Raw genomic sequence first — 14,169 nt, 5'->3', positions numbered from 1 at the left:
AGTTGTTTACCAAACGTAAGTGGCTACTGCCCCAGCGTTTAGTGTGGTTGAAGTTTGTTTTTGGTTGTATTTAATATTAAAAGTTTCTGCTGAAGCTCCGTCATTTTCTACAATTAAAACTGTTTGTCCTAACGGAGTTTTGAAAGAAACATTGTGTAGATTTCCTACAATATTACTTCCAATTCGTACTGAACCTTCCAGAACAAATTTAGAAGCATGTCCGATAATATAATATCCTACTTCTCTCTTGATATTTTGATTCTGATCGATCATCAAAGCACCTTTACAGGTTGAACATCCGCCTGGCGTAAAAGGTTTGTAGAATTCGTCATTTGCCAAACCCCATGAAAGTGCATTTTTGCTCCAATTTCTCATCGAACCAATTACTACATTTTTGACATTCCATTTTAAGTCGGTTTCAAAATTGCTTCCAGATCCTGTATATTGTTCGGTAAAATACAAATCTTTATTCGGAAATGCATCGTGCACCGTTGTCAAAGCACTAATATCTCCTTCGTATAAGTGAAACGCTGATCCTGTAACAAACGGATTTGCTTTTGGATCTTTTAAAATCGTCAGAGGATATTCGGGTTTATTGCAATTGTGGTCGTACACTATAATTTTGGTTTTGATTTTTGCTTTCGCGAAAGCAGGACCCAAATGATTACCGATAAAATCTGCTTGCTGTTCTGCCAACATTAGCAAACTCGGATTATTTCCTGGATGCAATGGCTCGTTTTGAGGCGTAATGGCATCGATAACAATTCCGTGAGATTTCATTGCTTGAATGTATTTCACAAAATACTGAGCATATACACCGTAATATTTTGGCTGTAAGCTTCCGCCTTTTGAGCTTCCGTTATCTTTCATCCAAACTGGAGGCGACCACGGAGAACCCATTATTTTTATTTTAGGATTTATAGCTAAAATTTCTTTTAATACCGGAATCACATCGTCTAAATCTGACCCTAAATTGAAATGTTTCAGTTCTAAATCAGTTTGCCCTGCTGGCATATCATCATACGAAAAAACTTTTTCATTCAAATCTGATGCTCCAATACTTAATCTTAAATAACTTAAACCAATTGCGTCGTCTTTTCTAGAAAATAATTCCTGAAGTAAAGCTTCTCTTTTTGGTTTATCCAATTTTTTAATGGCTTGAGCGCTTCCGCCTGTTAACGAAAATCCGAAACCTTCTATGGTTTGAAATTTCTCTGCAGCATTTACTTCGATAGTTGGGTTTGAATTTGTCTCTGAACCAAAAACCAAATCTGGCTGTTTTTTAAGTTTTGAAGTTTCATCTGTTGTAGTAATCCAAGATTCTATCTTTCCTGAATTGGCTACGGTATTTGCTGAAGATCCGCATTTTATCTGCATGGCAATTAAGGGCAGTAAAACAAGGATTTGAAGTTTTTTTGTATAATTTTTCATTAATCTATTTCTATTAAAACAGGCAAGTGATCTGACGGATATTTTAAATCTTTAGAATCACTTAACACTGCATGTTTTTGAATCTTAAAACCACTATTTTTTGAAATGAAAATGTAGTCTAATAATAATGTTACGGGTTCATTGTGTTTAAAATCATTGAAAGTTCCTGAAGGCCCGAAAGGTTTTTCTTTTGAAACATCTCTCGTATCATCCATTACTTTTTTGATTTCTGCAATCTGTTTTGTTTCTGGTTCTGAGTTAAAGTCTCCCATTAAAAAAGCGGGATATTTTTTTGTGTTTAGCGCTGCAATTTTTGAAAGAACTAGCTGCACGCCTTTCACTCTTGCTTCTTCTCCCATGTGATCTAAATGAAGATTGAAAACCCAAAATGTTTTTTTAGTTTTTAAATCTTTAAAAAGTCCGTAAGTACAAACTCTGTTACAGGCAGCATCCCAACCTCTTGAAACTACATTTGGAGTTTCTGAAAGCCAAAAAGTATTGGATTGCTCTACCTTAAAACGATCTTTTTTGTAATAAATCGTACAGGCTTCTCCCAAACCGCATTCTTCTCTTCCTACTCCAAATTTGTTATAATTGGTTTGAGCATTTGCAATATCTATTACCTGATTTGGCGTTGCTTCCTGAACTCCAAATATATCTGGACTATAAAAGCCAATTTGAGCATTAAAATAATCCTTTCGGTTTGGCCATGCATTTTCTCCATCTGATGCAACATCGAGACGAATATTATAGGTCATAATTTTTAAAGTCTGACCATAAAAGGAGTTCACGGCTAAAAGCAGGATTACTGCAAAAACGAGTTTGTTTATCTTTTTCATGTTAAAAATTTTAATCCCGTAAAGCTAGGTTTTCCAAGCCTTTGAAGAAAACATTTAACATAAAAAATATGTTAATTATACCCCTTTGGTGAAATTCAAAATATAAATTTCAACACATAGAAACATAGTTTTTATGTGTTAGGAATAATTTCACCCAACGTGTTAATTATAAACTCTTACGTAGTCAACTTCATATGTTGCGCTTTTAAAGTTTGGATCGACTGCACCTCCAAAGTTTCCTCCCATTGCAAAATTCAGAATTACGAAGAATTTTTCGTTAAAAGGAGTTGTGCTCGAATTTTTGTAAGTGTAAAAAAGATTATCGTCTACAAAAAATTTGATGCTTTCTACGCTCCATTCTGCAGCATAAACATGAAATTCTGTTGCTGTGTTTGGAATTTTTACAGTTTTAGTATCAGGAGTGTTTCCTGAACGTCCCGGAGAATGAAGAGAAGAATGGATTACATCTGGATTATTTCCAACCGATTCTAAAATATCTATTTCGCCACAACCAGGCCAAGGCACAGTATCAATATTATCCCCCAAAAGCCAGAAAGCAGGCCATGTTCCGCCACCTACTGGTAGTTTTGCACGAACTTCTGCTCTTCCGTATTTAAATGCAAATTTACCTTTTGTAAGCATTCTTGTAGAAGTATACTTGCTTCCCATGTAATCTTCTTTGATTGCCGTGATTTTTAAAGTTCCGTTATCAATTCTAACGTTTTCAGTTCTGTTGGTATAATACTGCAACTCGTTGTTTCCCCAGCCGCCGCCAGTTCCGGTATTGTATCCCCACTTTGCATCATCTGGAGCGCCGTCTGTATTAAATTCGTCTGACCAGATAAGTTTTCTAGCAACAAAAATATTTACTGTTGTAGAAGTATGAGTGTATTTTATGCCATTAAATGCTGTAACATCAATAGTATAAGTTTTGGTTCCTGGCTCAGTAAATTCATATGCAAAAGTATTGGTTGTAATCTCTTTTGTTTCTTTGTTGACCACTACTTTATATGACTTTGCATTGTCAGCTTCTATTTTTAAATTGATTTTTCCGCTTCCATCACCGTTTGGCATTTCGGCTGTTTTACCCACTATCTCAACTTGAACAGAAATTTTATCGGGTGTAACTACCGCAGGATCATCCTTAGAATCGTTGCTACTGCTGCAAGACTGAAATACAAACAGCAGGATTAAAGTAAATATTCCTGCTTTACTTATAATATTAATCATTTTCATGGTTTATTTGTTTAAGTGGTTTAGTTAATAAATTGAGTATCAATATAGATATTTTTTATTTTACTTTTTTATTTTTTAATCAGAAAGTAAAAAAATTATACTATTAAAATATTTCACTATTATTTCCAAGTATAAGTTCCAACAGATCCTGCTTCAAGCGAAGTGGTTACCCATTTGCCATTAAACTTGATATTGAAAGTTTCTGTTGCAGCACCATCATTTTCTACAATCAAGACTTTAGAGCCAGAAGGTGTAATGAAAGCAACGTTTTGCAAACTTCCGCCAGAATTACTTGCAATTCGGGTAGATCCCATCGGAACAAATTTTGAAGCGTGAGCAATAATGTAATAGGCTACATTACGCTGAAAACTATCGCTTGAATTTATAGTTATAGCGCCTTTGCACATTGTACAGCCACCATCTGTATTGGGTCCAAAATTTGCATTATTTGCGACATTCCATTCTAATGCATTCTTACTGTAATTTCTCATTGATCCGATAATTACATTTCGAAGATGCCATTTTAAATCGCCCGCAAATTGACCTTCAGAAGAAGTCCATTGCTCTGTAAAATACACATTTTTACTTGGATACGAATTATACACATTTGTCAGAGCACTAATATCTCCTGCATATAAATGAAAAGCCGATCCGTCCACAAATGGAAATGCTTCTGCATCTGCCAAAATTGCCTTTGGATAATTTGGATTATCACAATTGTGATCGTAAGCAATAATTTTCACGCTCAGATTTGCAGCTTTAAATGCTGGCCCTAAACTTTTTTTAATAAAGTTTGCCTGATCTGCAGCAGACATATACATACTTGGATTATTTCCGTCATGCAAAGGTTCGTTTTGAGGTGTTACAGCATCTATCGTAATTCCTTCTGCTTTCATCTGCTGAATGTATTTGACAAAATATTTAGCATAAACATCATAATATTCTGTTTTCAGTTTTCCTCCTTTAAAACTTGCATTGTCTTTCATCCAAACAGGTGCAGACCAAGGAGTTCCTAAGATTAAAATTTTCGGATTAATTGCCAGAATTTCTTTCAGCATCGCGATTAGATTTTTGTCTTTTTCTAAACTAAATTTATCTAAATTTAAATCTGTTTCTCCGGCTGCAAGATCATTATAAGTAAAAGGCGCAGCATTTAAATCTGAAGCTCCAATACTGATTCTCATATAACTTACTCCAATTGAATTTTCGCCAGAACCAAACAATTCCTGCAAAAGAGCAGTTCTTTTTGCTGGGTTTAACTGGTTTATAACCTCTACACTCCCTCCTGTTAAGGTATATCCAAAACCATCAATATTCTGATATTTTTGAGCTGCGTTAACTTCAATATTAGAGTAAGCATTTGCTGCTGTACCAAATCCTAATGTTCCTGACTGTTTTTTCAGCAGCACACTTTGATCGCCTTTTGTGAGCCAAAAATCTACATCATTTGTTACTACTACCGGCGGATTTACAACTGGTGGGTCTACAGGTGGATTTTCTATTGGGTCGCTTGAAGAAGAACATTTTACTTGAGCCAAAACGGCTGCCATGAAAAAAAATGCTTTTATAGTATTTTTCAAATTAAATTTCATTTTTTGTGGTTTTAGTTAACTTGACAATTAGTAAACAATTGTCTGTATAGCATGTGCTGGAATTGTAATTGTTGTTTTTTGCTTTTGATTTTCTAAAGAATAAACAATTTCTTTTTCAGATTGATTCATTACGATAGTAATCAATTGTCCGTCGGTATTTTTAAAAGAAGTACTTAATAAAGATTTGTCACTTATTGTTTCGAGTACTCTTTTTGCATTTGGTCTAATGAATTTTGAGAAATGTCCGATATAATAATACATTGGCGTATAGATTAATTCATCTTTTGAGGTATCGGCATGAATGGGTGCAAAACAGAAATTCCCAACATGATTAGGGCCGCCTTTTTGATCTAGAAGAATATTCCAATCTGTCCAAGCTACCGTTCCGTTGTTAAAATCATTAATCATATTGATTCCGTAACGTTCTGCATTTCCCCAAAACTGATATTTTGTGGCATCAAATTTTTCGATGCAACCTTCTGTAAAAATCAGATTTTTGTTTGGAAATGCTTTGTGAACTTCTGCCACAGATTCAAATTGTGGCGGGCCACCATTCCAAGTTTCATACCAGTGAAATCCAATTCCCCACGCATATTTTGAAACTTCAGGATCTGAGAAAACGAGATTTGCACGTTTTTCTAACATATCTCCACGATTGTGATCCCAAATAATGACATTTTTAGAACCTAATCCTTCTTTTTCTAAAGTTGGTCCCAGATGATTTTTTAGAAAATCTCTTTCTGCTTCTGGAGTATAAATACAAGATTCCCAACTTTGTCTGGCCATTGGCTCGTTCTGGATAGTTAATCCCCAAATCGGAATTCCTTCTTTTTCGTATTCTTTTATAAATTTAGTATAATACAATGCCCAAGCTGGAGCAAATTCAGGCAATAAAACGCCGCCGTGCAAAATATCATTATTGTCTTTCATGAAAGCTGGGGGACTCCAAGGGCTGACAAATAAAGTTAGTTTCCCGCCGGCTGTTTCAATTGCTTTTTTGATTAAAGGAATTCTATATTTTCGATCGTGATCTATATTAAAAGTATTCAGGTCTTTGTCTCCTTCAGCAATATAAGTATAGCTGTCACTGCTAAAATCACAACTGTGAATATTTGTTCTAGCCAAAGAATAACCGATTCCGCTTTTTTTATCGTAATAAGCATTTAGGAATTCTTTCTGTTTTTTAGGAGATAATTTTGCAAAAACTTCTGCGCTGGCATCTGTAATGGCACCTCCAATTCCTAAAAAGGTTTGATCTGTTTTTTCAGTATTTACAGTAATTGATACTGTTGTTTTTTGAGTGTTGTTTGAAATTAAATCATTGGATAATGATAATTTCTTATTGGTGTTTTCGGCAGTAGTAAATACCTTTATTTTAGTTTTTTGCTGAGAAAAACAACTCAGCTGTACGAAGATTATAAAGGCTGATACAAATATTTTAATTTGAACATTCATCTCTTAAAAAATAGTTTTTGAATTAAAAGCAAAGAGAAGACTAATAGGGATGATTCAAATTAGTCTTCGTCTTGTGCTTTACTACAAAATATTAATAAACAAGCGTTTGTATAGCATGCGGCGGAATTTTCACTTCTGCCTTTTTATCACCAATTATTAAATTGTACGTAAGATCATTTGCCGATTGGTTCATGACAATAGTTGCCATAGTTCCGTCGGTATTTAAGAAAGAAGTGCTTAGCAAAGCGCTTCTGCTTGCGGCTGTACTAACTCGAACAGCATTTAAGCGAATGAATTTTGAAAAGTGCCCAATGTAATAGTACGATGGAGTATAAATTAATTCTCCTGTTGTTGTATCTGCATGAATTGGTGCAAAACAGAAATTTCCAACATGATTAGGACCTCCGTTTTGGTCTAAGAGAATATTCCAGTCTGTCCAAGCCACAGTTCCGTTATTAAAATCATGAATCATATTCATTCCGTAACGTTCTGCATTACCCCAAAATTGATATTTTGAAGCATCAAATTTTTCGACACAGCCTTCTGTAAACATTAATTTTTTATCTGGATAAGCTTCATTTACTTTTCCGACATTATCAAACATCGGTGCTCCTCCGGACCAGGTTTCGTACCAGTGAAATCCCATTCCCCAAACATATTTTGATGCTTCAGGGTCGGAGTAAATTACGTTGGCACGATAATTCATCAAATCACGGTTATGATCCCAAACCACAATTTTTTTATCTCCAAGATTTTCCTTTTTCAAAGTTGGCCCCAGATAATTTTTAATAAAATCCCTTTCGGCTTCAGCTGTATAAATACAAGATTCCCAAGTTTGCACCGCCATTGGTTCATTTTGAGTAGAAGTTCCCCAAATCGGAATGCCTTCTTTCTCATAAGCTTTTATAAATTTTGCGTAAAAATTAGCCCAAGTCTGGTAGTACTCAGGAAGAAGAGTTCCTCCTTTTAAGACATTTTTATTGCTTTTCATAAAAGCATTTGGTGACCAAGGCGCAACATAAGTCATTAGTTTTCCGCCTGCTTTCTGAATGGCTTGTTTGATTAAAGGAATACGGTATTTTCTGTCGTGATCAATAGAAAAAGTCTTCAGATCCTTATCTCCTTCTTCGATATAAGAATAGCTTCCACTGCTAAAATCAGAACTTTGAATCGTTGTTCTTAGCAAAGAATAGCCAATACCTTTTTGCTGATCGTAGTAAGCATTTAAAAATTCTGCTTGTTTTTCTTTTGAAAGCGTAGCAAATATTTCGGCGCTGGCATCTGTAATCGCACCTCCGATTCCCATAAAAGTTTGGAACCTTTTAGCTGGTTCTACAAAAATAGAACTTTCAATTTCTAAAGGCTGTTTTGCTGCAGAAAAAGTCAGATTATCTGTAGTAGTTAATCGTAACTTAGAGTTTTCTGCTGTTGTGTAAACGGTTATTTTTTTGCCGTTGGTTGTAAACTCTTTTTTTGTTTTGGGCTGTTGCGAAAAAGCTGCAGCAGAAAACAAAAGGCATATAATTTTTAGGCTATTTTTTTTCATTCGCTTTCAATTATTATGATTTTAAATTGAAGTTTAGAAGAAATCAAAAATCGAGTTCTACCCTTCTGAGGATTTAAAAAATAGCCCATACTCATAATGATTATGGGCTATTTACAACCAAACTTAAACTTAAACTTAACTTAACTTTTTATTTTCCTCTCAACTCAACTTTTGTAACTGTGATTCCATCTTTTGTAAAAGTGTTACCGCCAGAACGTATAAGCAAATAGATTTTTCCTGTTTCTGCAAATTTAACTACATTAGAAACGGTTCCTGTTTTTTCGTTTTTGACACAGCCTACTAAAGAAAGCATTCCTGAGAAACCAGATTTTGCACAACCATCCCAAGTACTTAATCCCATAACTTTATTGTCTTTGTATTCTACTCCAGATTGTGGAGCTGATTTTCCTGCGTAAACTTCAAACCAAGTTTCATCGGAACCACTAGGAGAAGAAACTTTCATATCTATTGTATATTCTTTGTCTTTTACAACATCAATAGCTTGATAGATTCCTTCTTGAGCCCAACCTCCAGGAGAGTGAATAGTGGCACTGTTATTAGCAAATGACCAAAATGCTGCACCTGTAGCGCTAAGATTTAACACAGTCCATTTTGCTTGATCTTCTACAGTTGCAAAAGAACCACCTTGCACTAAATTTCCTTTTAAAGGGTCTGATGTTGCAACTACCACGTCTTGTGATTTAGTAGCTGTAGCTCCTCCAGCACCAATTGCTGTATGCACAATTGTATAAGTTCCTGCATCTGGCAAAGAAATTTCTTCTTCCATTTTACCAGAGTAAGTTCCTGCTCCTATATCCCAAAGTGACTTTAAAACTCCATTTGGCTGCGCTGCTAACTTATATGTATTTACTTTCCCTTCAACAGGTGTAATGGTAAAAGAAGCATCGACATTCTCATTCGTCAATCCATTATTAGCAACAGAATCTTCTGGCTGACAGCTAGTTAAACCTAATACTGCTGTCATAAAAAACAATACTAAAAAGGCTTGTTTTTTTATTATATTTATTTTCATATGATATTGTATTAACTAATTAGTAATTAGGATTTTGAACTAGCTGAGTATTTTCTAAATCTTTTTGTGGAATAGGCCAAATTTCATTTTTACCAGCAGTAAATCCACTAGAAGCAAGAACAGTTGCAGCTTTTCCAGTTCTAACTAAGTCGAACCAACGGTGTCCTTCACCAGCCAACTCTAGTCTTCTCTCGTTGGCAATTGCATCTAAAGATACTGGTACAGGTGTCAATCCAACTCTAGCTCTTACTGCATCTAATAAAGCTTGCGCTCTAGCACCAGTTCCGCCTAATGCTTCTGCTTCCATCAAGTAAGTATCTGCTAAACGAATTGCATAAGTATCTTGTTTATAATTTAAAGCTGTCGCTCCTCCGCCTGTAGAAGTATCTGAGTTTAATGGCATAAATTTCTTTAAGAAATATCCTGTATCTTGATCTCCAGGCGCATAATCTGCAGCTCCTGATGCTTTAAGGGCACGCAAATCAAAAATTGTAGAATTAAAACGCGGATCTCCTTTTAAAGCATCATATAAACTTTGCGTTACAGGATTAAAACTCCATCCTGAAATATAATCTGGCAACGTTAGGTCATCTCTACCATATCCTCTTGGTCCTACCATGATATTAACAGAGTTTCCTTCGTCAGCTCCGCCGCCCCAGAATCCCCAGTCTGCATTACTTTTATCTGTATGCATAATTTCGATGATAGCTTCTGAGTTAAATTTGTTACTAATTACCCATAAATCAGAGAATTTATCTAATAATTTGTAACCATAAATGCTAGTTCCTCCTGGTGTACCATTTACAGTTTCAAATTCAGCAGCCGCTAATGAATTTTTACCCTCATACAAATAAACTTTACCTAATAATGCCTGCACAGCTCCTTTTGAAAGACGACCACCTTCTGTTGGCACATCAATTTTATTAGGAAGAACAGCTTTTGCTTCTATTAAATCTTTTTCAATTTGTGCATAAATTTCTTGTGGACTAACTTGAGTAACACTATAGCCTTCAGCTGGCGAAATTGGAGTTAGAATTAATGGTAAATTTTTAAATGTTCTTACCAATTCAAAATAGAAATATCCTCTCAATGCTTTCGCTTCTGCTGCAAAACGTACTTTTTTAGCTTCAGGCATATCTACCTCTGGTAATTTTACCAATAAAATATTGGCTCTAGCAATTCCCTGAAAAAAATCACCCCAATAGCTTCTTGGAATATTTATTTTATCCAGTTTATAATTATCAAAAGCATGTATACCAGCACCATCACCAGGTCCTCCACCTCCAGCATAAAAATCATCTGAACCTGCATTTAGCATAGTTATCATGTTTTCAAAACCTTTTGATTGTTTACCCAGTATATCATAAACAGAAACTAGTGCAGAAAATGCTTCTGATTCGTCTCTATAATAATTGTCTACTAACGGAAGCCCTTTTGGCTCAACTGTTAAAAAATCTTCACCACAAGAAGAGCCTAGAAGCAACAATCCAGCGGCAATGAATGAATATCTTATATTTTTAATTTTCATAATCTTTAATTTTTAAAATTGTAAATTAACCCCTAGCATTACAGTTCTAGCTTGCGGATAATATCCTTTATCAATACCAAAAACTCCTCCTCCAATCTCTGGGTCATATCCAGAGTATTTTGTAAATGTCAATAAATTTTCTCCAGTCAAATAAAGTCTTGTTTTAGAAAGACCTGCTTTTGAAACTACATCACTTGGAAGGTTATAACCAATTTGAACTGTTTTAATTCTCCAGTAATCTCCATCTTCTAAATAAAAATCTGATGGGTTTGAGAAGTTTTTATTATTATCTACTGTAGATAAAATTGGATATGAATTAGTTGATCCTTCACCTGTCCAACGCCCTAAAGCAGAAGTCTGGTAATTTGCATCTGTGATATCCAGACGACGAAGTCCTTGGAAAATTTTGTTTCCAATTGCTCCCTGAGTAAAAATTAATAAATCAAAGTTTTTATAGTCCAAATTAATTGTGAAACCATAAGTATATTTTGGAAGCGGACTTCCTAGGAAAGTTTTATCATCATCTGAAATTTGTCCGTCTCCATTAAGATCCTGCCATCTGAAATCTCCTGGTCTTGCACCTGGCTGAATTAAACCACCTGAAGCGTTTGTGTAGGCATTAATTTCTGCTTGGTTTTGAAAAATTCCTTGCGTTCTATAGCCGTAAAAAGAGTTGTAAGCTTGTCCTACTTGTGTTCTTGTTACTGCACCCATGTTTTGGAACGACGCATCTCCAGAAATAAACTGGATATCTTTTCCTAAGTTTGTTACTTCATTTTCTAGATAAGAAATATTTCCGCTGATGCCGAAACCAACCTTACCAATTTTTTTACGATAAGAAAGTTCTAAGTCAACCCCTTTGTTCTCCATATCTGCAATGTTTGCAGAAGGTCTACCCGTACTACCAACGTGACCAGGAAGGTCAATATCTTGTAAAATACCATACGATTTTTTAATGTAAAAATCTGTTGTTAATGATAAGTCATTGAAGAACGTAATATCAAAAGCAACGTTTGCCTGGCTAGTTTCTTCCCATTTCAAATCTGGATTTGCAGGAGCGTTAGGGCTGTTACCCACAACTACTGAACCTTGATTTCCGATAGTATAATTTCGTCCTGCCCCAATAGTTGCTAAATATTTAAAATCTCCAATAGCATCACTACCTGTAATTCCGTATCCTCCTCTAAACTTTAACTGAGTTACGACTTTATTTTCTGGCCAAAAATTTTCTTTTGTTGGAACCCATCCTAATGAGAATGAAGGGAAAGTACCATATTTGTAGTTTTGACCAAAACGAGAAGAACCATCACGACGTACAATACCAGTAAACAAATATTTTTCTTTGTAATCATAATTTGCTCTTGCAAATAATGAAGTAACTTTATGTTCATAACCATTGTAAGCAGAAGCGGTAATATTGTCCTGTGGATGGTCGTTCGGGAAAGTTGCATCATCAAAATTAGTATACGGAATGTTAAAATAAGTTACTGTAGACCCAGATGTGATATTATCAACGTATGCACCTTGTCCAGCTAAAATAGAAAAGTTATGATCGTCGATTTGTTTTGTATATGAAATTGTATTTTCTATATTCCATCCAAAACCTCTATTTGAACTTCTGCTCAAATTATTTTTGGCATTAATAGTAGAAGAATTAAAATAATATACTGGTGTAAAACCTTCTGAACCCCAATAGGCTAATTTACCTCCTAAAGTACTTCTAATCTTTAATCCTTTAATAGCTTCTAATTCTAAGTAAGCATTTCCAACAAAATTATCTGCCCAGTTGTAGTTTCCTAATCTTGTCTGAATATATGCTAATGGATTACTCATTTCTTGAGTTACTACTTGAGAAATTCCATATGGATTTCCGTTTGGATCTCTTAAAATATAGTTTTGATTGTACGGATAGCCAGCTGCAACAGTTGGATCTGTAACAATTGCTGGAGTAATTGGGTCCAAATTGATTGCAGAGCTTAATGGCCCTCCATATTCATTATTTGTATTACCGATACCCACTGTTTTTTCGTGAGAGTAACCTAAAGTTTGACCAAAAGTTAATCCTTTTACAATTTTATGAGTAGAGTTTAAACGGATGTTTTTTCTATTGTAGTTAGAAATTGGAGTAGCTACAATACCTTCTTGATCTAATAAACCAAAAGAAACATAGAATGTAGAAACATCATTTCCTCCAGATAAGCTTAACTCATGACCAGTTCTTTGAGCATTATCATTAAAAATTTGCTTTTGCCAATCAGTACCTTCTCCATAAGAAGCAACATTTTTGTACGGAAGATCGTAAGGTTTTGTAGTATCTGTATAGCCATTTGCATATCTTTCATTCATTATTGTTGCATACTCAGTAGCATTTAAAAGATCAAGTTTTCTCGATGCTGCAGAAAATCCAGTGTATCCATTATAATTTACACTCATTTTACCCGATCTTCCCTTTTTTGTTGTCACAAGGATAACTCCGGCTGCTGCTCTAGCACCATAAATAGCTTGAGATGCAGCATCTTTTAAAACCTCCATAGAAGCAATATCAGATTGGTTTAAATAACCAATACCGCCAGAATCCACAATTACACCATCAACAACCCATAAAGGCTCGTTGTTTCCAAAAGAAGTAATACCCCTTACTCGTATTGTAGAAGAAGATCCTGGCTGTCCTGCATTTGCTGCAATAGTAACCCCAGAAACTCTACCTTGAAGAGATTGTTCTACCCTTGTTATTGGCAAATCTTCTAAATCTGATGCTTTTACACTAGAAATTGCTCCAGTTACAACAGATTTCTTTTGAGTACCGTATCCAACCACTACAACCTCATTTAAAGATTGTGATTCTGGTTTTAATTGAATTGAGATTTTCGTTCTTCCATTTATAGCCTCATTTACTGTAGTATAACCTATAAATGTAACTGTTAATGTTCCATTTGATGGGACTTGCATTTGAAATTTTCCGTCAAAATCTGACGCTGTAGATTTCGTAGTACCTTTTAATAAAACAGTTGCGCCTGGAACAGGCATTCCACTTTCATCATTTATTATTCCATTTACTGTGACATCCTGAGCCACAGCGATAACCGAGAATAACAAAGATGAAATACAAAAAACAAGTAGTTTTGTTAATTTCATTTTTCTAAAAATTTTGGTTAATTAATTAGTAATTTGATGCAATACTAAAACTAAATTTTTACTTTTCATATCCATAAGTCATTACAAAAACACATCAAAAACAAAAAAATAATATTATAAAAACACATCAAAAAAAACATAAATATTTGATTTTAAAATATTTACAAAAAACAATAATAGTACTAAAGAAAAGTTAATTTTATAAAATAACACTACACTTCAATTTTTAATAAATAATGTATTAAAATCATCTATACTACAACGTGGTAGTACTTCTAAACTACATTTAAACACTTATTAATCAAGTAATTAAAACAATAAAATCATCTTATTTTGAAAAAATGACAAAACAGAGAATATGATATTTTTACCCT

9 protein-coding genes are annotated in these 14,169 nt (G+C 34.5%); all 9 read right to left on the bottom strand.

The window, feature by feature from the left end:
• Nucleotides 1-6: 6 nt before the first annotated feature.
• Nucleotides 7-1,431, bottom strand: a complete 1,425-nt coding sequence (locus EG814_RS12100) for a glycoside hydrolase family 30 protein (RefSeq protein ID WP_125722204.1) — start codon at nt 1,429-1,431, stop codon at nt 7-9.
• Nucleotides 1,431-2,270 carry an endonuclease/exonuclease/phosphatase family protein gene (locus EG814_RS12095; RefSeq protein WP_125722203.1) on the bottom strand — a complete coding sequence of 280 codons (840 nt, stop codon included), beginning with the start codon at nt 2,268-2,270 and terminating at the stop codon, nt 1,431-1,433. The genes EG814_RS12100 and EG814_RS12095 overlap by 1 nt, the downstream gene beginning before the upstream one ends.
• A gap of 162 nt (nt 2,271-2,432) precedes the next feature.
• Complete coding sequence (locus tag EG814_RS12090) at nt 2,433-3,506, bottom strand: glycoside hydrolase family 16 protein (RefSeq protein WP_125722202.1); 1,074 nt, start codon at nt 3,504-3,506, stop codon at nt 2,433-2,435.
• 119 nt (nt 3,507-3,625) lie between these two features.
• Entirely contained in the window at nt 3,626-5,098 is a 1,473-nt protein-coding gene (locus EG814_RS12085) for a glycoside hydrolase family 30 protein (protein ID WP_125722201.1), read from the bottom strand.
• A gap of 27 nt (nt 5,099-5,125) precedes the next feature.
• Entirely contained in the window at nt 5,126-6,553 is a 1,428-nt protein-coding gene (locus tag EG814_RS12080) for a glycoside hydrolase family 30 protein (protein WP_125722200.1), read from the bottom strand.
• Nucleotides 6,554-6,644: 91 nt separating this feature from the next.
• Nucleotides 6,645-8,099: a glycoside hydrolase family 30 protein gene (locus EG814_RS12075; RefSeq protein WP_125722199.1), complete on the bottom strand. Its 1,455-nt coding sequence runs from the start codon at nt 8,097-8,099 to the stop codon at nt 6,645-6,647.
• A gap of 148 nt (nt 8,100-8,247) precedes the next feature.
• On the bottom strand, nt 8,248-9,132 hold the full coding sequence (locus EG814_RS12070) for a hypothetical protein (RefSeq protein WP_125722198.1): 885 nt from the start codon (nt 9,130-9,132) through the stop codon (nt 8,248-8,250).
• A gap of 19 nt (nt 9,133-9,151) precedes the next feature.
• A complete protein-coding gene (locus EG814_RS12065) occupies nt 9,152-10,660 on the bottom strand; it encodes a RagB/SusD family nutrient uptake outer membrane protein (RefSeq protein ID WP_125722197.1) in 1,509 nt (502 codons plus the stop codon).
• Between the two features lie 12 nt (nt 10,661-10,672).
• Nucleotides 10,673-13,795, bottom strand: coding sequence for a SusC/RagA family TonB-linked outer membrane protein (locus EG814_RS12060; protein ID WP_125722196.1), 3,123 nt, complete (start codon nt 13,793-13,795; stop codon nt 10,673-10,675).
• Nucleotides 13,796-14,169 lie beyond the last annotated feature (374 nt).

Origin of the sequence: Flavobacterium ustbae, assembly GCF_003946915.1 — a bacterium.
Lineage (GTDB): Bacteria > Bacteroidota > Bacteroidia > Flavobacteriales > Flavobacteriaceae > Flavobacterium > Flavobacterium ustbae.
This window is presented reverse-complemented; position numbering and strand designations above follow the sequence as displayed.